General features: G+C 66.1%; 16 protein-coding genes and 2 pseudogenes. 12 read left to right on the plus strand and 6 right to left on the minus strand.

What is annotated here, in order from left to right; all coding sequences use genetic code 11:
* The first annotated feature begins 10 nt into the window (after positions 1–10).
* The 3 genes and pseudogenes from A8G15_RS19375 to A8G15_RS19385 all read left to right on the plus strand — a co-directional run bounded on the left by A8G15_RS19375 (position 11) and on the right by A8G15_RS19385 (position 4786).
* Positions 11–307 (plus strand): SHOCT domain-containing protein, encoded by a 297-nt coding sequence (locus A8G15_RS19375; RefSeq protein ID WP_068163279.1) that lies wholly within the window; start codon positions 11–13, stop codon positions 305–307.
* Positions 307–1176: pseudogene (locus tag A8G15_RS32245) on the plus strand (multicopper oxidase family protein); the annotation flags it as partial. The gene A8G15_RS19375 and the pseudogene A8G15_RS32245, both read left to right, overlap by 1 nt.
* A 595-nt stretch (positions 1177–1771) precedes the next feature.
* Positions 1772–4786 carry a Tn3 family transposase gene (locus A8G15_RS19385; RefSeq protein ID WP_039583599.1) on the plus strand — a complete coding sequence of 1005 codons (3015 nt, stop codon included), beginning with the start codon at positions 1772–1774 and terminating at the stop codon, positions 4784–4786.
* A gap of 23 nt (positions 4787–4809) precedes the next feature.
* On the opposite strand, the gene A8G15_RS19390 is transcribed toward A8G15_RS19385, so the two are convergent.
* Complete coding sequence (locus A8G15_RS19390) at positions 4810–5478, minus strand: TetR/AcrR family transcriptional regulator (RefSeq protein ID WP_006554624.1); 669 nt, start codon at positions 5476–5478, stop codon at positions 4810–4812.
* 129 nt (positions 5479–5607) lie between these two features.
* Here A8G15_RS19390 and A8G15_RS19395 point away from each other — a divergent pair, with 129 nt between their 5' ends.
* From A8G15_RS19395 to A8G15_RS19410, 4 genes are all read left to right on the plus strand, one after another.
* Entirely contained in the window at positions 5608–7179 is a 1572-nt protein-coding gene (locus tag A8G15_RS19395; protein WP_039583601.1) for an MFS transporter, read from the plus strand.
* A gap of 12 nt (positions 7180–7191) precedes the next feature.
* Complete coding sequence (locus A8G15_RS19400; protein WP_006553198.1) at positions 7192–7641, plus strand: universal stress protein; 450 nt, start codon at positions 7192–7194, stop codon at positions 7639–7641.
* A gap of 22 nt (positions 7642–7663) precedes the next feature.
* Positions 7664–8200: a PaaI family thioesterase gene (locus A8G15_RS19405; protein WP_068163253.1), complete on the plus strand. Its 537-nt coding sequence runs from the start codon at positions 7664–7666 to the stop codon at positions 8198–8200.
* A gap of 128 nt (positions 8201–8328) precedes the next feature.
* The gene (locus A8G15_RS19410; RefSeq protein ID WP_006553200.1) at positions 8329–8946 is read left to right on the plus strand and encodes a recombinase family protein; all 618 of its coding nucleotides are present in this window, start codon (positions 8329–8331) and stop codon (positions 8944–8946) included.
* 628 nt (positions 8947–9574) lie between these two features.
* Here the strand turns inward: A8G15_RS19410 and A8G15_RS31945 are convergent.
* Positions 9575–10686: pseudogene (locus A8G15_RS31945) on the minus strand (IS3 family transposase); the annotation flags it as partial.
* 83 nt (positions 10687–10769) lie between these two features.
* On the opposite strand from A8G15_RS31945, the gene A8G15_RS19425 reads away from it, so the two are divergent.
* Entirely contained in the window at positions 10770–11111 is a 342-nt protein-coding gene (locus tag A8G15_RS19425; RefSeq protein ID WP_245687905.1) for a multicopper oxidase domain-containing protein, read from the plus strand.
* A 149-nt stretch (positions 11112–11260) separates the two neighbouring features.
* Here the strand turns inward: A8G15_RS19425 and A8G15_RS19430 are convergent, their stop codons facing one another.
* Complete coding sequence (locus A8G15_RS19430) at positions 11261–13219, minus strand: heavy metal translocating P-type ATPase (protein ID WP_068163260.1); 1959 nt, start codon at positions 13217–13219, stop codon at positions 11261–11263.
* Positions 13216–13593, minus strand: coding sequence for an ArsR/SmtB family transcription factor (locus A8G15_RS19435; protein WP_068163261.1), 378 nt, complete (start codon positions 13591–13593; stop codon positions 13216–13218). Before A8G15_RS19435 ends, A8G15_RS19430 begins: the two co-directional genes overlap by 4 nt.
* A 628-nt stretch (positions 13594–14221) precedes the next feature.
* On the opposite strand from A8G15_RS19435, the gene A8G15_RS30740 reads away from it, so the two are divergent.
* Both A8G15_RS30740 and A8G15_RS19445 read left to right on the plus strand, forming a co-directional pair.
* Complete coding sequence (locus A8G15_RS30740) at positions 14222–14836, plus strand: CAAX protease (RefSeq protein WP_156665473.1); 615 nt, start codon at positions 14222–14224, stop codon at positions 14834–14836.
* Positions 14837–14972: 136 nt separating this feature from the next.
* Positions 14973–15920 carry an AbiTii domain-containing protein gene (locus tag A8G15_RS19445; protein WP_068163270.1) on the plus strand — a complete coding sequence of 316 codons (948 nt, stop codon included), beginning with the start codon at positions 14973–14975 and terminating at the stop codon, positions 15918–15920.
* Between the two features lie 112 nt (positions 15921–16032).
* Here A8G15_RS19445 and A8G15_RS19450 read toward each other — a convergent pair whose 3' ends face one another.
* The gene (locus tag A8G15_RS19450) at positions 16033–16581 is read right to left on the minus strand and encodes a recombinase family protein (RefSeq protein WP_082900022.1); all 549 of its coding nucleotides are present in this window, start codon (positions 16579–16581) and stop codon (positions 16033–16035) included.
* 289 nt (positions 16582–16870) lie between these two features.
* Here A8G15_RS19450 and A8G15_RS19455 point away from each other — a divergent pair, with 289 nt between their 5' ends.
* Entirely contained in the window at positions 16871–17458 is a 588-nt protein-coding gene (locus tag A8G15_RS19455) for a recombinase family protein (RefSeq protein WP_068163274.1), read from the plus strand.
* 180 nt (positions 17459–17638) lie between these two features.
* Here A8G15_RS19455 and A8G15_RS30020 read toward each other — a convergent pair whose 3' ends face one another.
* On the minus strand, positions 17639–18364 hold the full coding sequence (locus A8G15_RS30020; protein WP_082900021.1) for an Abi family protein: 726 nt from the start codon (positions 18362–18364) through the stop codon (positions 17639–17641).
* Positions 18365–18832: 468 nt separating this feature from the next.
* On the opposite strand from A8G15_RS30020, the gene A8G15_RS19465 reads away from it, so the two are divergent.
* A partial coding sequence (locus A8G15_RS19465) for a hypothetical protein (protein WP_156665474.1) occupies positions 18833–19594 on the plus strand: 762 nt, incomplete at its 3' end.

The following is a 19594-nucleotide window of genomic DNA, read 5'->3' on the forward strand; positions in this document are numbered from 1 at the left end:
GATTCCGATGATGCCGTACGGGAATTGCGGATGGGGCACGAACGCGGGTTGGGGGCTGTGGCTGTTCGGTGCGCTGTTGTTGATCGGGTTGGTGCTGCTCATCGTGGTCGCGATCCGACTGCTGTCCCGTGGCCCCTCCGGACTCGGCGGTCACCTCGCTACCGGCCCCGGGTACTACCCCGGTCCTCCCTCGGCTCCCGGGGGACCGGGGGGTGCCCGCGGAATCCTCGACGAACGCTACGCCCGCGGTGAGATCGACGCCGAGGAGTACCGCGAGCGGCGACGCACGCTCGAGGGCACCGATTGATGGAACCGATCAGTCGTCGCCGAGCGTTGCAGCTCGGTGGTCTGGGTCTGGCAGCCGCCGCTGTCGGTGGGGTGGGGCTGGCCTGGCAGGGCAACCGAGACACCGGATCCGGCGCAACGACCGCCACCGGATGGTCCGAGCCGGCCACCCTCGCGAGCACCGGCGGAGAACTCTCGCTTGCCCTCGAGGCCGCCGCGGGCCAATTCGCTCTGGCCGGGGCCCGGGTGCGCGGGTTCGGGTTCAACGGTGGCGTGCCAGGACCGACGATGCGGGTACGGGCCGGTGACCGGATCCGGTTGCGCCTGCGTAACCGGTTGCCCCAACCGACGAATCTGCATCTGCACGGCATGTATCTCTCCCCGTCAGGCAACGGGGACAATCCGTTCGTCCGGATCGAGCCCGGCACGGACTTCGACTACGAATACCGGCTACCCGGCGATCACCCGCCCGGGGTGTATTGGTATCACCCCCACCACCACGGTCTGGTGGCCGAACAGATATTCGGCGGCCTGTACGGGGCGATCGTGGTGGAGGACACCGATCCGGTGCCGCTGACGCAGGAGCGGGTGCTGGTGATCGCCGATCTCACGATCGATGATTCCGGGTCCGTCGCGCCGGCGTCGATGATGGACCGGGTCCTCGGCAGGGAGGGCAACCTGGTGCTGGTCAACGGCCAGAATCGGCCGACGGTCACGGCCCGGCCCGGTGCCCGGGAGCGGTGGCGGATCGTCAATGCCTGCGTCAGCCGATCTTTGCGGCTTAGGTTGGACGGGCAGCAGATGCAGTTGGTGGGCGTGGATTCGGGCCGTTTCACCCAACCGCATCCGGTCGAGGAAATCGTGCTGGCCGCGGGGAACCGCGCCGATCTGCTGGTGTCGACCGTGGGCGGATCCACGCCGCTGCGGGCCCTGCCGGTCGACCGGGGCGTGATGGGCATGATGGGCATGATGAACGGCGGTGGCATGGGGATGCCGGGGATGGGCGGACCTCAGCCTGCCCCGGATCCAGCCGGTGTGGTCGTGGCGACCCTCGAGGTCACAGGTTCCCCGGTCACCGAGATGGCACCGGTTCCCCGGCAACCGGTCCCGCGGGACCTGCGCAACGAGACGGTCGCGGCGGCCCGGACATTGAACCGCCCCGGCATGTCCGGAGACTGTCTCAAACGGTCAACTCGGCGGGTTGCCGAGCTGCGATCCGAGCGTAGTAGGCCGCCTCCAACTCGGCCGGCGGGACGTCCCCGCAGTACTCGTAGAGTCGGCGATGATTGAACCAGTCGACCCACTCGGCGGTCGCGATCTCGACCTCGTCGACACCCTTGGGGTAGCCGTAGCATCCGCCGGAAATCGGGCGGATTTGGCGTATCCGACTGGTGGGCACGGGGTTTCGAGTTCGGCATGCGCTGTCGACTGGTTGGTGCTTGACTGCCGATGATGATGTTGGTCGGTGCTGGTGGAGGCTGGGGTCGTGGCGACGCGGATGTTCGCGGACGAGGAGTTGGAACGACTGCGGGGATTCCCGGAGATCAGCCGCGAGGAGCTGTTCCGGTACTTCACGCTGACGCCTGCGGATCTGGCGTTCGTGGATCCGGGCCGGGGCCGGGGCCCAGCCGAGCGGCTGGGCTTGGCGATCGCGTTGTGTACGCTGCCGTGGCTGGGATTCGTGCCGGATCGGCTGGTCACGGCTCCGCCGGTGGCGGTGGCTCGTGTCGCCGAGCAGTTGCGGTTGGATCCGGTGGTGATCGGTGCCTACGGCAGGCGAGCCAAGACCCGCACCGAGCATGTGCGCCTGGCCGCGCGGTACCTGGGATGGCGTGCGGTCGGTGCGCTCGAGTTCAAGGAGCTCGATGAGTTCCTGCTCGCGCGGGCGATGGAGCACGATTCCCCGACTCTGCTGTTCCGGCTGGCGTGTGAGTATCTGATCTCGGCGAAGGTGATCCGGCCAGGCCCGGTCACCGTGGTCGAGCGGGTCGCCCACGCCCGCCACCAGGCCCAGACCGAAACCTATGACCGGCTCGCTCACGAGTTCACTGCGGCGCGGTGCGCGGAGTTGGACGGCTTGCTTGTCACCGACGCTTCGCTGGGGATCTCGCGGTTGCGGTGGCTGTCGACCGGGCCGGTGGAGGCCTCGGCGGCCGCGGTCCGCGCCGAGGTCGACAAGCTGGGTTTCCTGCGCGGGTTGGGCGCTGATCGGCTGGATATGTCGGTGCTGCCCGCCGAGCGGCGCCGGTTTTTGGCCACGATGGGCCGGCGCCTGAGTCCGCAAGCGCTGCAACGTCGGGATCCGCAACGCCGGTATCCGATCCTGCTCACGGTGCTGGCCCAGTCCGGCACCGATGTCCTCGATGAGGTCGTGGCGTTGTTCGATCAGGCGATCTCGGTGAAATTCGGTGCTGCCGAACGGAAGATGCAGCAGCGGCTGGCCGAACGAGGGAAGACTGGAGAGGACCGTCAGGCGCTGCTGGACGATCTGTTGGAAATCGTCACCGACCCCGGCGTTCCGGATGAGGAGATCGGTGCGCTGATCCGCGGCGAGAAGATCGGGTGGGAGCGCCTGCGCGCGGCGATCGCCCAGGCCAAGCCCAGGTTGCCGCGTGATCACGGGCATCTGGCGGCGTTGGATTCCTCCTACAACTACCTGCGTCAGTTCACCCCCGCGGTGCTCGAAGCGGTGCGCTTCTGCGGCGGTACCGCCGCGACCGAGTTGCTGATCGCGGTGAACATGCTGCGCGAGTTGAACGCGACCGGGCGGCGCAAGGTCTTCGATGACGCCCCGACCGGGTTCGTGCCGATGAAGTGGCGCGGCTACCTCGACGAGGCCCGCAAATCCGGCAGCGCGACCGCGTATCGGCACTACTGGGAGTTGTGTGTGCTGCTCGGATTGCGTGACGGGTTGCGCAGCGGGGATGTGTTCGTGCCGGGCTCGCGCCGTTACGCCGACCCGGCCGCCTACCTGCTCACCACCGGGCAGTGGGAACCGCAACGCGTTGAGTTCTGCGGCCTGGTCGGGCGATCCGCCGATCCTGGCGTCGCGCTGGCCACCGTGGTCGCCGAACTGCACGACGCTCTCGGTGAGCTGGAGGAGGTGCTGGCCGGCGGGGACGGCCCGGTCCGGCTGGACGAGGGCGGGGATCTGGTGATCTCGCCGCTGAGCGCGGAAGATGTTCCCGCCGAGGCGATCACGCTCAAGGCCGAGCTGACCGAAATGCTGCCGTTCGCGCCGATCGTGTCGCTGCTGATCGAGCTGGACAAACGCACCGGCTACCTGGACTGCTTCACCCACGCCGGCGGTCAGGCCACCCGGACGCCGGAGCTCAAACGCAACCTGATCGCGGTACTGCTGGCGCACTCGACGAACCTGGGGTTGACCCGGATGGCCGAGGCGTGCGGAATCACCTACGACATCCTGGCCTGGACCGACGAGTGGTATGTGCGCGAGGAGACCCTGCGCGCGGCCAACCTGGTACTGGTCGGCTACCACCAGCGGCTGCCGCTGACCGCGGTGTTCGGCGCCGGAACACTGTCGTCGAGCGACGGGCAGCGTTTCCCGACGCGCGGTAAGTCGACCACGGCGCGGCCGTTGAGCCGCTATTTCGCCAGCGAGGGCCTGTCGACCTACACCCATGTCAGCGACACCCACGCCACCTACGGCACCAAGGTCATCGTGGCGACCAAACGCGAAGCCCACTACGTGCTCGATGAGATCCTGGGCAACGCCACCGATCTGCCGATCACCGAGCACGCCACCGACACCCACGGGGTCACCCTGGTCAACTTCGGGTTGTTCGACCTGCTCGGGATGCAGCTCTCGCCACGGATCCGGGATCTGGGGCGGATCACCCTGTACCGGCCGGGCCCGCGCGCCGAGGCCGAGGCCCGGTTCCCGCACGCGGGCCCGCTGATGACCCGCAAGGCCAACCTGGGTTTGATCGCCGAGCACTGGGACGATCTGCTGCGGTTGGCCGGATCGCTGAAGTTCGGGCACGCCACCGCGTCGCTGTTGGTCGGCAAGCTGTCGGCGTCGGGGCGGCAGAACACCCTGGCCGCGGCGCTCAAGGAGTACGGGGCGCTGCGGCGCACCATTTACGCCGCGAGATACCTCTCCGATCCGGACTACCGGCGCAAGATCTCGCGGCAGCTCAACAAGGGCGAGTCGCTGCACGCGCTGCGCCGCGACCTGCTCTATGCCCATGAGGGGATGATCCGGGCGCGCCACCTCGAGGACCAGACCGAGCAGGCCTGGTGCCTGACCTTGACGACCAACGCTGTGATCGCCTGGACCACAGAGTATTACGGGTTCGCTGTCGAGCAGATGCGCCGGACCGGGCAGCGTATCGATGACGAGGTCCTGGCCCACATCAGCCCGGCCCACAGTGCCAACATCAACTTCTTCGGCGCGATCGAGGTCGACATCGACGCCGAGCTGGCCCAGCTGGGCCCGACCGGGTACCGGCCGCTGCGGGTGCGCGACACCTTGTTCTGACCGCGCGGAACCGGGGCCCGTGGTTACGGCGTGGCGATGTCGATAGCGGTGTCTGCTGGCGTGGGTGTTCGGTGGGCGGTGAGGAAGTTGTCGACGAGCCGGGTGCAGTCGTCGTGGTCGATGCTGCGTAATCCGGTGAGACGGGCGAACACGATCGGGCCGAGGAGTTCGATGATGGCGAAGGTGGTGTCGAGCTCGCCGAGCATCGCGCGGGCCTCGGGACTGGTGAGGATCTGGTCGAACGGGTGGCGGTACTGCTCGATGACGCGCGCGCGCAGCGAGGTGACCGCGGCCGGGTCGGGGTGGTCCTCGCCGATGGAACCCATCGCCAGCCAGGCCAGGGTGGTCATCTGCACCGGAGCCTGTTCGATGAGGTCGGCCTGGCTGGCGAGCAGCGCCAGGAGCCGCTCACGCACGGGCCCGGTGCCGGTCGGTGTGTCGACCTGGGGAAGTAGTCGTTCGAAAGTCGCCGCGAGCAGCTGGGTGGTGCTGCCGAAGTGCCGGTAGAGGGTGGCGCGGGCGACCTTCGACACGCGGGTGACCGCCTCGACGGTGACCGCCTCGACACCGCCGGTGGACAGCAGATGGGTGGCCGCGTCGAGCAACCGGTTGCGTGAGCGCGCCAGTCGCGGATCGGCCTGCTCGTCGTCCGCGGCGAGCGGGTCGGTCGCCGCCGGGCCTGGGTCGGTCATGGACGCGCCTTCCTCCGAATTCGTGTCGTTGAACTCTTGATATGGGTGAACTCTATCCCACCCCCCAACCACTATGATACGAATGGTCTCGTACAGATACCGTTGGTCTTCAAAGTCGGGGAGGTGCCGGTGGCCACACCCGGAACGGACACTGTCGAGATCGCCCGCTGGACCAGGGCCCAGTGGTGGATGCTGGCGGTGTCGTGCCTGGCGGTGGCGCTGGTGGTCGCGGCGATGGCGGCGTTGTATTCGGCGTTGCCGCAGATCGCGCTTGCGACCGGGGCCACCCAAGCCCAGCTGACCTGGATCGTCGACGGCTACACGCTGGTGCTGGCGTGTCTGGTGCTGCCCGCCGGCGCCGTCGGTGACCGTTACGGGCGCCGCGTGGTGCTGGTGGTGGGGTTGGTGGTGTTCGCCGCCGCCTCGGCGCTGCCGCTGCTGCTGTCCGACCCGGCCTGGTTGATCGCGACGCGCGCGCTGGCCGGGGCAGGCGCCGCGCTGGTGATGCCCTCGACGCTGTCGATCCTCACTGCAGGGTTCGCCCCCGCTCATCGCGGCCGGGCGGTGGGGATATGGGCCGGGGTCGCCGGATCCGGGGCGATACTGGGGATTCTCGGTGCCGGGGTGCTGCTCGAACGATGGTCGTGGCTATCGGTGTTCGTAGGGTTGACCGTGGCCGGGGCGGTGCTGGCGGGGTTGGCGTGCACCATCGCCGAGTCCCGCCAGCGCGAGCATCCGCAGGTGGACTGGGTGGGCGCGGTGGCGGTGGCGGTCGCTGTCGCGGCGATCGTGTTCGCCGTGATCGAGTTCCCCGCGCGCGGCTGGGCCGACCCGCTCGTCGCCGCCGCCGCCGGGGTCGGCGTGGCCGCGACGGCGGCCTTCGTGGTCGTCGAGCTGCGCTCGGCGGCGCCGCTGCTGGATGTGCGGTTGTTCGCCCGCCGTGGTTTCGGTGCCGGGTCGCTGTCGGTGACCATCCAGTTCCTGGTCACCTTCGGGGTATTCCTGCTGCTTGTGCAGTACCTGCAGCTGGTCTTCGGTTACGGGCCGCTGGCCTCGGCGCTGGCGTTGGCGCCGATGGTGGTGCCGCTGGTCGTGATCTCGGTGATCGCGCCGTGGCTGTCGAGCCTGGTCGGGTTACGGGTGATGACCGTGGCCGGCCTGCTCACCATCGCCGCCGGGCTGGTGCTGGTGAGCCGGCTGACACTCGCCGCGCACTACCTCGACCTGCTGTGGCCGCTGCTGATCATGAGCGCGGGCCTGGGATTGTGCACCGCGCCGGCGACCTATGCCATCGTCGCCGACACCCCCGAGGCCAAACACGGGGTCGCCGCCGCGGTCAACGACGCCGCCCGCGAGATCGGCGCCGCGATCGGGATCGCCGTGGCCGGCAGCGTGCTGGCCGCCGGCTACACCCACCGCATCCAGCCCGCCCTGCCCCAGTTGCCCGAGCCCGCCCGCGGCCCGGTCGCCGATTCCCTGGCCGCGGCGCTGCAGGTCGCCGACCAGGCCGGACCGGTGGCCGCACCGCTGGCCGAGTTCGCCAAGGCCGCGTTCGTGCACGGCAGCGGCCAGGCCGCGCTCGCCCTGGCCGCCCTCACCACCGTCGGGGCGATCGTGCTGGCAGTACTGGCCCCCGGCCGCGCACCACGCCGCCGATACATCTCGACCATTTCCCCCGCAAAACACGCTCCCTTCTCGTGAAAGACGCCCGTCATGACGGCCTATCGCACGATCATCGTCGACACCGACGGATCCGACCGCTCCTACCGTGTGGTCGACCACGCCGCCGAACTCGCCCACGCCACCCACGCCCGGCTCCTGATCATCTGCGCCCGCCACCACATCGACGCACGTGAGCTCGGGGCGGACCTCGACCGGCTCGGACCCGACGCCTACCAGCTACGCGGCACCACTCCCACCGAGGCCATCCTGCGGACCGCCCACCAGCACGCCCTCGCCCACGGCGCCACCGACATCGAAACCCACATCCTGTCCGAACCCGCCCCGCACGCGCTGCTGCACCTGGCCGCCGCCACCGGCGCCGACCTCATTGTCACCGCCGATCCCCACCGGCCACCGCTGCTGGCCCGGCTGCTGACTACCCCACCGATCGAGCTCGCCCGCAAAGCCCACTGCGACATCCTCTTCACCACCGCACGGTAGACACACCCCACAGAAAGCGCCCATGACCGAGAACACACCCAGCACCCATACACCCGAGCTCCGACAGGTCCCGGACTGGATTCCCGCCTTCCCTGTGCTCGCACCCGACTCCGCCGACCTGCCACCCCACCACGACCACTGCCTCGGCTGCGGACCGGCCAACCCCCACGGCCACCAGCTACGCGCCCGCCGCGACGCACACGGCGTCCACGCCCACCACCGCTTCGACTCTCGCCACGTCGGCGCCCCCGCGATCGCCCACGGCGGCGCGGTCGCCACCGTCCTCGACGAACTGTTCGGACTCTTGCTCTACACCGTCGGGGAACCCGCGGTCACCCGCCACCTTGCCATCGACTACCTCGCCCCGATCCTGCTCGACACCCCTTACACCCTCCGCGCCCACATCCACGCCCGCGACGGCCGCAAACTCCACCTGCAAGCCACCATCGAAAACGACCACGCCCACGTGATCACCACCGCCACCGCCCTGTTCCTCACCGTCGACGTCAACCACTTCCTCACCCACAACACACCCCCACACACCGATAACACCCCCTGACCTGTTCCGTAACCGGATCGGCCACCGGAACACCACTCAGAGCCAACGTCGGCCCAGCTCACCGGTGTTCCGTAGAGGTGTTCCGCTGACTGTGCCGGTCAACCCCCGCTATCTGGAACACTTTCGGCATGGGTGAGCCGTTCCGCGTCGGATACTGCCGCTGCTCCACCGACGAACAAGACGTCGAGATCCAAACCGAGCAGCTATTGGCGCTCGGAGTGCCGCGTGAGCGGATCTTCATCGACAAAGGGTTCTCCGGGACCACCCGCAAGAACCGGGCCGGGCTCGACAACGCACTCGCCGCCGTCACCTCCGCCGCGGCGGCCATCGACGGGCGACAGGTAGTGCTGACCACGCCGAAGTTCGACCGATTCGCACGCAACATGGCCGAAGCAGGCCAGACCCTGACCGAACTGCGCGAGCGCGAGGTGCTGTTCGGACTCGGGAGCTCGATCTACGACTGGAACGACCCGTTCGGCAAGCTCTTCCTGCAAACCTTGGCCATGGTCGCCGAATTCGAGGCCAACCTCAACCACCTACGCACCCGCGAGGGCATGGCCAAGGCCCGCGCGAAAGGCAGGCTCAAGGGCAAGCAGCCGAAACTTCCTCTCACGGCACGGAAAACAATCCACCGCCGCTACCACGACCCCGCCGACGACGCGAGCCTGGCGGACCTGGCCGAGGAATACAGCGTCGGCCGCTCCACCATCCACCGCATCGTCAGCAGTGCTGCACCACGAGCCTGAGAATTCACCAGCCTGTCGTCAGGATCCCGCTACTTTGCACTTCCTGACAACCTTGGGTTGCGGGCCCTTACGTCCCACACGAGTTCTGGCCCGAATCGGATCGTCGGCGAGCTGGGCGGATACGCCGCGCCCGCCAGGAGCCGGTGGCGAGACAGACGATCGTTTCGACCCAACAGGCCGAGCGGATCACCGACCGGGCACTACGCCATATCCGCCCGATTTTCGGCAAATGCTACGGCTACCCCCACGGCACGGAAAACAATCCACCGCCGCTACCACGACCCCGCCGACGACGCGAGCCTGGCGGACCTGGCCGAGGAATACAGCGTCGGCCGCTCCACCATCCACCGCATCGTCAGCAGTGCTGCACCACGAGCCTGAGAATTCACCAGCCTGTCGTCAGGATCCCGCTACTTTGCACTTCCTGACAACCTTGGGTTGCGGGCCCTTACGTCCCACACGAGTTCTGGCCCGAATCGGATCGTCGGCGAGCTGGGCGGATACGCCGCGCCCGCCAGGAGCCGGTGGCGAGACAGACGATCGTTTCGACCCAACAGGCCGAGCGGATCACCGACCGGGCACTACGCCATATCCGCCCGATTTTCGGCAAATGCTACGGCTACCCCCCCTTCCAGGGCTTGCGCGGCTTGATCAGTTCGGTCTTGTACAACCCGTTGACGGTCTCGGCGAGCGCGTTGTCGTACGAATCGCCGGTGCTCCCGATCGATCCCACGATCCCCGCCTCGGAGAGGGCATCGCCGAACCGGATCGACGTGTACTGGCTACCGCGATCGTTGTGATGAACGAGATCAGTGAAATCTGCTGTACCGTAACGGGTTCGTGTCCACACTGCCTGCTCGAACGCGTGCAGCACGAAGTCGGTCGTCATCGACGACGACACCGACCAGCCCAGGATCCTGCGCGCGTACGCGTCGATCACGAACGCCACGTATACCCACCCCGACCAGGTGCTGACATACGTGAAATCGGCAACCCACAGCCGATCCGGAGCCCCCGGGGTGAACCGGCGGCCGACCAGATCCTCGCGGTCGTGCCCACCCTCTCGTGCGATCGTGGTCCGTTTCACCGTCCCGCGCACCGCCCCGGCCAGCCCTTCGTCACGCATCAGGCGTTCGACGGTGCACCGGGCCACCGCGATACCCTCACGATTGAGTTGCAGCCACACCTTCCGGGCCCCGTACACGCCGTAGTTCGCTGCATGAACTCGACGGATTTCGTTGATCAACAAAGCATCCCGATACTCCTGCGCGGTCGCCGGGCGGTTGCACTGCTCGTAATATGTCGATGGGGCGATCCGGCATCCGTGCGCGGTCAGCACGGTGCAGATCGACTCGACACCCCACCGCAGACCACCGGGTTCACGCCGGTCGGCGTGAACCCGGATGAAGTCCACGATCAGCCGTGTGGCCGGTCGAGTTCGGCCGCGAAGAAAACCGACGCCGCCTTCAAGATCGCGTTCGCCCGCTTCAGCTCGGCGTTCTCACGCCGTAGCCGCCGCAACTCCTCGGACTCGGTCGTCGTGACACCGTCCCGGGACCCGTCGTCGACCTGTGCTTGCCGCACCCATTTCCGCAGCGTCTCCGCCGTGGTGACCCCGAGCAGAGGAGCGATCCGTCGCATCGCTGCCCACTCCGACTCATCCTTCGGACGTTCCGCGACCATCCGCACCGCCCGAACCTTCAGCTCCGACGGATACCGCTTCGTGGTGTTCCCTGGCATGACTCCAACCTTCCCAACAATCGGAGTCTCCGGACTCACCGGGGCGGTTCACATTCACCTTCGGCACAGGAATGGGCACGGGTATGGGTATGGGTATGGGTGGGATGCGATTCACGATCGACGGCCGCGAATACGATCCCGACCGCACCGACCACACTGTGCGGATCGGCACCGTCGAGGAATGGACCCTCGTCAACGATTCGATGATGGATCACTCGATGCACCTGCACGTGTGGCCGATGCAGCCGCTTGCAGCACACGGCCCGACCGAGGAGCCGAGCCGGCAGGACGTGGTCACCGTCCCCGCGCGGAGCCGGGTGACGGTGCGGGTGGCGTTCGACGACCATCCCGGCCGCACCGTCTACCACTGCCACATCCTCGACCACGAGGACAACGGCATGATGGGCGTCATCGAAGCACGCTGACCTCCTACGAACGCCCCCGGATCAGCTCAGTCGCAGTGGAGCAGACCGAGATCGAGGCTGCGCCCCCAGACAACGAAGCCCCGGGCGGACCGGATCCAGCACCGGCGCGAGCATCGCCAACCCCGTGGCGGCGGTGTCGGCCGGGTGCCTCATGTGCGGGCGTCGGCCGCGGCGACCGGGACCAGGGTGGCCGGGGTCGCGGCGATCGGGGCGCGGGTGCGGCCGGCGCGGACCCCGTTGGCAATGACCACGATCTCGGCGACCTCGTGCACCAGCACCACGGCGGCCAAACCGAGGACACCGAACAGGGCCAGCGGCATCAGCACGGTGATGATCGCCAGCGACAGGCCGACGTTCTGCAGCATGATCGTCCGCGAGCGACGAGCATGCGCCAACGCTTGGGGCAGATGGCGCAGGTCCTCGCCCATCAGGGCGACGTCGGCGGTTTCGATGGCGACGTCGGTGCCCATCGCGCCCATCGCGATGCCGAGGTCGGCGGTAGCGAGGGCCGGTGCGTCGTTGACTCCGTCGCCGACCATCGCGGTCGGGCTTGCGGCACGGAGGGTTTCGACGATGCGGGCCTTGTCCTCCGGGCGCAGGTCCGCGTGCACTTCGTCGATCCCGACGTCGGCGGCCAGGGCGCGGGCGGTGCGGTCGTTGTCTCCGGTGAGCATCGCGACGCTGTAGCCGTCGCGGCGCAGGCCGGCGATCACCTCGTGAGCTTCGGATCGGAGCTCGTCACGGACGGCGACCGCCCCGATCACCGTTCCGGCGCGTTCGATCAGGACCGCGGTGGCGCCGGCGTGCTGCATCAGCTCGATGTCGGCGGCGACCGGGCCCGGCTCGATCCAGCCGGGTCGACCGAGCCGAACCGATGTGCCGTCTATGCGGCCGGTCAGGCCGGAGCCGGTCACGGCATCGACATCGTCGGCGGGCACGAAACGGTCGACGGCGGCGAGAATCGCTTGGGCGAGCGGGTGTTCGCTGCGGGCCTCCAACGCTGCGGCCACCGCGAGAACGTCGTCGCGGGTGGCGCCGTTCGCGGTGGCGACGTCGATCACCGCGGGCTGGTTACGAGTGAGGGTGCCGGTCTTGTCCAGCGCGACGGTGCGGATGCGACCGAGCGCTTCGAGGGCGGCACCGCCCTTGACCAGGACTCCGAGCTTGGACGCGGCGCCGATCGCGGCGACGACCGTGACGGGAATCGCGATCGCCAGCGCGCACGGTGAGGCGGCGACGAGCACCACCAGGGCGCGTTCGATCCACACCCGCGGATCACCGGCCAGGCTGCCGACGGCGGCGATGACCGCGGCGACAATCATCACGGCCGGAACCAGCGGCTTGGCGATCTTGTCGGCCAGGCGTTGCGCCTCGCCCTTGCGGGACTGTTCGGCCTCGACGATCCGCACGATCTTGGCCAGCGAGTTGTCCTGCGCGCCAGCGGTGACCTCGACCTCGAGGACGCCGGTGCCGTTGATCGACCCGGCGAACACCTCGTCGCCGGGACCGGCTTCGACGGGCACCGATTCGCCGGTAATCGCGGAGGTGTCCAGCGCCGTGCGCCCGGTGCGGATGATGCCGTCGGTGGCGATCCGCTCCCCGGGCTTGACGATCATGACGTCGCCGCGATCGAGCTCGGTCGGCGGCACGGTCTCCTCACGGCCGCCGCGGAGCACCGTGGCGGTGTCCGGTACCAGGGACAACAGGGCGCGCAGGCCGCGACGAGTGCGGGTGACCGCGTACTCCTCGAGGCCCTCACTGATGGCGAACAGGAACGCGAGCATGGCGGCCTCGCCGACCTCGCCGAGCAGCACCGCACCGACGGCGGCGATCGTCATCAGGGTGCCGACCCCGATCTTGCCCTTGGCCAGCCGCTCGAGCGTGGACGGGACGAACGTGTAGCCGGCGACGATCAGCGCGGCCACCTCGAGGCCCATTCCCAGAGCATCAGGTCCGCCGGTCACGCGGACGATCAGGGCCGTGACCAGCAGAACACCGGCCGCTACGGCGGCCCGGATCTCGGTGATCTGCCACAGCTTTTCGGGTTCGTGTTCCTCCTCGCCCTCGGGTCGGGGTTCGTCGTGGCCGCATCCGCACGCGTCGCTCATGCCGTCACCCCCGTGCCGGTGTCGGTGCCGTAGTTCGGGCACAACGCGACCGCGTTCCCGGTCGCGGCAAGCAGTGTCTCCGCAGAGGTGAGCAGGTCCATCAACTCAGGGCGGGCCAGCGAGTAGAACACCTGCCGACCCTGCGGGCGACCCTCGACGAGGTTGCAGTCCCGAAGACACGCCACATGCGCCGAGACCGTCGACTGCGCCAACCCCAACTCGCCAACCAGATCGGCCACCCGAGCCTCACCCTCAGCGAGTCGCCGCACGATCGTCAACCGGGTTCCGTCCGACAGGCTGTGAAACAGCGCTACCGCGGCGTCGAGGCTCGATCCCGCACAGGCCGCAGACAAACATGGATCATTGATCGTCATATAGCGATGATAGCGCTATGCGGCGATGATTTGCATTCGTCGATGGGTGTGCTGTTTGCGGATCGTCGAACAGCACACCCATAGCGGTGGGTTGGCGAATCCGCCGTCAGTTTCAGAATTCCGCTGCACGTAGGGCCGTCGTGCTATGCAGACACCTTCCGGGTGTGACGGAGCTGGCAGGTCTTCTGGACTATGAGTGGCTGAGCTTGGCGGCCTGCGCTGATCAGCGTGTGCCAAACGCGACTCACACCCGCCCTCACTACGCGCCCGGGGCACACCACCTCGGGTTCTTCGCTGAGTCGAAGCCGCCGACCTGAGGAAAAGGCCAGTACGAACGCTGCTCGGCGCCAACGACGGGTGGCGGCAACTCGTCAGAGTCCTGGCTCTGTGAGCTTTGCTCCTTTGACAAGATCTCGTAGGCAACGTACCTTCTTCTATGTAAGCCCCAAGGCTCCCGGCAGGAAACTGCGCAGGCCCCTTGGGGCAAAACTCTTTTCAGGGCCTTTGTAAGATTCCCCGTATGACGTGCCCTGGATCACTCCCTCTTAAGACACTGGTGTCTGATGCCAGGTACGACCGGTATATGAGGGCGTCGGGCCACGATCCGGTGCAGGCCAACCGGCGATACGTGTTCAACGCCAAGGTAAGTTCGGCGTTCCTCGCCCCGATTGCGCTGACTGAGATTGCTATTCGCAACTCGATGAACGTAGCGATCTGCAGTCATCTGGGAGTCCCGTTGTCTGAGGGATGGCATCGCGATGTGCTCTCTGATCGACCACGTGTGCACCTGCTTGAACAGGACAGAGGCAAACTGCAGCGCGTATTGCAGAAGCTCGACCGAAACGGATTGACGGATCCCACAGGAGATGATGTTGTCGGTGGCACGAGTCTGGGGCTGTGGGTTTCGCTTGCCAGCGAGGGACGTTCACGAGATCGTGAGTATGACTACTTCCGTCTGATCTGGCAGCCGTACCTGTACCGAGCATTTCCCAATTCCCCCGATGTGCGTAATAAGCCCAAGCCACTCCGAGCGTCACTTCGGGAGTTCGAACGGCTCCGCAACCGGATCGCCCACCACGAGTACATCCTGAACATGAATCTTCCGCACCAGATGACGAACATTCTCGATCTCGCGGGCGCCGTGGATGCTGATCTCGCCGAGTACATCCGCTCAACGCACAGCGTCGACAAAACGTTGCGGCTCTACCGCGCTTTCATAGCGGACGGCGTGTGCACACTGTAAAGGCCCCGTCGAATGCCGCTTATTCGTCCGGAGAGCCCATCACCAGCCGCAGGAAGGCAACCCGAAGGGTAAGGCTCTGCTGACTGGGAGCCATCCAGATGCGATCAATGTCGGTAGGCGATGGCACATTGGAGGTGTGACCGATGCTGATCTGCTACGGAGCCTGCGTGACCGTGTCCTCGACGAGTCCGAGCCACTGGCCTCACTTCTGCGGACCTGCTTGATGCTCGGGGCAGCGACCGGATCTGCAGACCTGCGGACATGGGCGGGTAGGGAGCTACGAGGGTACGGCGACGAAGAAGATGTCCCCTCCTACCGCGAGCTGGTGCTCCCGCTGTTCATCGACAGCGTAAGTGGCAATTGGTGGGCGAAAGGCCAAGCGATCTCGCCGCTGCAGATCCCGCAGAAGTACCGACAGCTTATTCCCGAGAAGGTTGCGTTCAAGCAGTCGGTCGAGGAGCTTGAGGCGATGGCTACTGCAGAGGATTCGACTCTGAAGATAGCGATGCAGGGCTTTCCGGCGCTTGCGGCGTGGTGGAGCAACGACCTGCCAATGTTTCAGGACATCCAGGCGCTCTACTACCAGGTCGGACGCGCTTCACTGGCGGGGATGGTCGGCATGGTTCGCACAACTCTTGTAGAAATGGTGGCTGACATGACGAAGGACGTGCCAATGAACGAGCTTCCATCGAAGAGCCAGGTTGACTCGGCCGTCCAGGTGAACGTGTATGGGTCCCAGGACCAGTACACGACGAATGTCGGGACGAACGCGGGCGTGATCGGGCAGGGCGCCGGTTCTCAACAGACGCAAACGAACAACGGTGTATCGCCAGATCAGTTCTCGGAGTTGATCGCGCAGATGCGGGCAGCTCTTGACGAGGTATCTGACGACGACGATCGTGCTGAGGTCGAGCAGGCTATCGACGACTTCGAGGAGGCTGTCACCTCGGGTGCGGAGCCCGAGAAGGTACGCCGTCGCGCGCGCGTACTTCAGCGTGTGGGATCCGCGGTTGGTGGCGTTTTGCTGTCGGCCGCTGTTTCGGAGGGCACCCAGTTTGCTCTGCAGGCCGCAGGCGTCATGTAGACCGAAGCTATTGGCTGGTTGCGGACGCATTCGGGTGTGCTCCATCGCGGAGTTGCTACGTTGGTAGCCAGGCTGCGTCGATGGATAGTGCCAGCTGGAGTGGGTTGGTCCATCACTTCAGGTGGCGGTACAGCGTCGTACGACCAACCCCGAGGATCTCCGCGATCTCGGTCTGACTCATCCCGTTGTCGCGCATCAACTTCGCCTGCCTGATCTTCTTCTGCGTCATCTTCGGTGGTCGGCCCCCGACCCGGCCGCGGGCACGGGCCGCGGCAAGGCCGGCCGAGGTGCGTTCGCGGATGAGATTGCGTTCGAACTCGGCGAGCGCACCAAAGATCGAGAAGATCAGCTTGCCGCCGGCTGTCGTGGTGTCAATCGATTCGGTCACTGAACGGAAGCCGATGCCACGCTCCTCAAGATCGGTGACCACTTGAAGCAGATGCGGCAGGGACCGGCCAAGTCGATCGAGTCGCCACACCACTAGGGTGTCGCCGGACCGAAGGTGGGAGAACAAGTCATCGAGTTGCGGCCGGGCGGTCGTGGCACCGCTGGCGGTCTCGGTCCAGATCCGCGAACATCCCGCGGTCCTCAGCGCGTCGCTCTGCAGATCGAGGGTCTGATCGGCGGTCGAGACCCTTGCGTAGCCCAAAAGTTCGTTCACAGGCTCGCAGTGTTCCATAACTCACTGACAGAGGAAGTTTTGAACCATCGGTTATGGACACGAGTTTCGGAACATTCGTCGCGCCTGGTCGCTCGATTCAACCGCAGATGTTTCATATACGTTCGTTTTCGGAACGAGCACGATTCCTCGGGCCGATCCTCAAACAGCACACCCACAACCCGTCCCGCATCCGATCGAATCCTGCGGAATCCGGCGCCCGACCCGTCCTGGATAACCGTCCTGCATGTTGGTCTCGTATAGGCGACCTAAACCGCATTATCGTCGTCTCATGGACGGAATCTTGATCGGCTACGCCCGATGCTCCACCCGCGGCCAAGATCTGCGAGCGCAGCGCACAGCCCTCAAACGGCTCGGCGTCGCCGACGACCGGATCTACACCGACAAGGGCTATACCGGACGCAACCGAGAACGACCCGGTCTCCGGGAAGCCCTCGCTGCCTGCCGGGCCGGCGACACGCTCGTCGTCGCGAAACTCGACAGGTTGGGTCGCTCCGCCGTCGATCTGCGCGCCATCGCCGACGAGCTCGAAGCGAAAGGCACCCGCCTGAACATCGGCGGCTCGATCCACGACCCGACCGACCCGACAGGCAAACTGTTCTTCGGCATGTTGTCGCTGATGGCCGAGTTCGAGTCGGACCTGATCCGGGCTCGGACCCGCGAGGGCATGGCCGAAGCGAAGAAGGCCGGCCGACTCAAGGGCAAACAGCCCAAACTCTCCGCATTGCAGCGCAAACGGCTGCTCGCCGATCACGAATCCGGCGACTACACCGCCGCCCAGCTCTGCGAGATCAGCGGACTGTCGAGATCGGCGATGTACGCAACGCTGCGGCGCGCACGCGAAGAAGTCACAGTCTGACAGTCAGCGGTCGCTCAAGCCGGGCGTATCACGTGGACGTTGCTGATGTCCCAGAAATTCAATAGCCCCGGTGATGTAGCGACAGACGATGTCTGTGCCAGTGATCGCTCCGGGGCTTTCGCCCGAAACTATACCTGGCTCGGCGTGTGAACTGCAACAGGACACGACCGTCCTACCTCGTTATTGCTGCTGGTCGCGGCGCTTTCTGCGCGCATGTGCAGCGAGCGATGTCATTGGAGGTGGGGGGAATCCGGGTCTGGAGGCAAGCACCGGGCCAACTCGGGAGATCGAATCGAGCCATGCCTGAGCTCTAGGGTCGATATAGCCTGCCAGCAACAAGACGTCTTCGTGCTTCTGTAGGGCGAGGTCCAACCGAAGCGGTTCGTGGTGTGCGACCCTGTTCCGCAGTTCGTAGACCCGCTCCACAGCGTCCTCGAAGATCGCGAAATGGTTGGTGGATCGGCGACTCCCCGGCAACCCCAGCAAACCGTGTCGCACTCGATTCCATACGTCGATCTGATGAGCATTGACGAACAGGAATCGCCAGAAGTCGAACGAGAGCCCTGCAACGACCCGATCGGCGGTCGCAGGGTAACCACCGCGGGTTATCCGGTTCCGGGCCTTCTGAATGGAACGGCGAGCGTTGTTGTTCAGCGCCACATACTGCGGATCATCAAACCAGGGAGTTCCCGTCGGGCTGACGTGGCGAGCCGTCAGTTCACGGTGTACCACATTGCGCAGAAGTACCTCGACGTGGCAGATCAACTCCATGAAGGCGGCATTGAGTTCGACAGCCCAGGCGTATTCATCTACGACTCTGGAGTCGGCTGTTCGCTGCGCATAGGTGTTGAGTCGGGGCGGCGATACCCACAGCTCCAGTTCACTGCGCTGCACCTTTCGAAGCATCTGTTGATCTTAGGGGCGGCGCTGGTCAGGGTGATGAAACGGGTGGAGCGCCGGATCGGTCCGACGCTCCACCCACGAGACGTCTAGGTCGAGGTGCGCTGCTGAATCAACTGGCGGGTGATGGTGAGGACGCTGCTCGCAACGCCGATACCCACAGCCCAGTCGAACATCCAGCCGGCGAGAGTGCCAGCCAGTACAGCAGGAACGGCAGCAGACCAGACCCTCCACCCGCTGTGAGCTGGGGGATTGGGATTCCGGGGAGACCTCGGGGGAGATACGCTCATAGACGACCCTTCCGATTCGTACTCGTGCGGAGCATGTTGTGAGGGACGTAGCCTGCCTCGAAGTCGCGCCACGACTCGGGGCAGCGCCCCTTTTCTGTGGCGCGATCTCACTCTTTCAAACGCGTTTCTCCCGACACCAGGGTAAATGCAACACTTAAAGATGAGTGCCCGCTAATCTGCGGTTATGTCACGGGGACCGGGGGTGCGGCAGCGCCAGATTCAGTACGCAATCTGCAAGTCGATCAACGGCGGCGGATGCACGTTCGATGAGTGCGCGGTAGGTGAGCACAAGCTCGACGAGGATGGGGACGAGTACGAGTACAAGTTCGACGAGTGCAAGTCCTTCGAGGGATACACACACCAGTCACGGTGGTTCACCCTCAACATGTGCGGCCTGACATCAGTCGCCTCGCCACGGTCCGAACGGGTCTCGATGGCACGCGCAGTGCATCGCATGGAGGAACAACAGATCCTCGAAACCACCACGACGAACCCCTACGACTTCCCCTGGCTGCCCCGCAGGGCGCAGGACGTCGTTCGCGGCAACGTGTCACCGGGGCGGAAACTCTGGTTCCGCCCGATCCCGAACGAGGACGTGCGAGTCGTCGAGCAGGCGCTCTGGGTCAACGATCCCGACGAGCTGAGTGACGACTGGGATGGGACCAGCATCGACAGGCTCCCGGTCAGCGACGTGCTCCGCACGACACTGATTCCCTGGCGATACCGAAGCGCAGACGACAACGAGCTGGACGCATGGGCGCAATACCGGCGAGCGGAGAGAGCGTTTCCCGCTGTCTTGCTCGAATGGATTGCATTCGGGACTCAAGGCTGGGTCGATCCGGCCGGCTCGGTGAAGTGGTCATCGAGGTCGCCGAGGCCGGCGGCGCCGCCGCGGAAGCGTCCGGGCAATCTTCGTGACGACCAGCTCGACCCGAAGCTGCCGTCG

Origin of the sequence: Rhodococcus phenolicus (genome assembly GCF_001646785.1) — a bacterium.
Classification (GTDB): domain Bacteria; phylum Actinomycetota; class Actinomycetes; order Mycobacteriales; family Mycobacteriaceae; genus Rhodococcus; species Rhodococcus phenolicus.

Bases quoted from the DNA above. Each gene is read 5' to 3' on its own strand.
- A8G15_RS19375 (WP_068163279.1), top strand. From the start codon at position 11: ATGCCGTACGGGAATTGCGGATGGGGCACGAACGCGGGTTGGGGGCTG.
- A8G15_RS19390 (WP_006554624.1), bottom strand. From the start codon at position 5,478: ATGACCGACCCAGGCCCGGCGGCGACCGACCCGCTCGCCGCGGACGAC.
- A8G15_RS19400 (WP_006553198.1), top strand. From the start codon at position 7,192: ATGACGGCCTATCGCACGATCATCGTCGACACCGACGGATCCGACCGC.
- A8G15_RS19405 (WP_068163253.1), top strand. From the start codon at position 7,664: ATGACCGAGAACACACCCAGCACCCATACACCCGAGCTCCGACAGGTC.
- A8G15_RS19410 (WP_006553200.1), top strand. From the start codon at position 8,329: ATGGGTGAGCCGTTCCGCGTCGGATACTGCCGCTGCTCCACCGACGAA.
- A8G15_RS19425 (WP_245687905.1), top strand. From the start codon at position 10,770: ATGGGTATGGGTATGGGTGGGATGCGATTCACGATCGACGGCCGCGAA.
- A8G15_RS19430 (WP_068163260.1), bottom strand. From the start codon at position 13,219: ATGAGCGACGCGTGCGGATGCGGCCACGACGAACCCCGACCCGAGGGC.
- A8G15_RS19435 (WP_068163261.1), bottom strand. From the start codon at position 13,593: ATGACGATCAATGATCCATGTTTGTCTGCGGCCTGTGCGGGATCGAGC.
- A8G15_RS19455 (WP_068163274.1), top strand. From the start codon at position 16,871: ATGGACGGAATCTTGATCGGCTACGCCCGATGCTCCACCCGCGGCCAA.
- A8G15_RS30020 (WP_082900021.1), bottom strand. From the start codon at position 18,364: ATGCTTCGAAAGGTGCAGCGCAGTGAACTGGAGCTGTGGGTATCGCCG.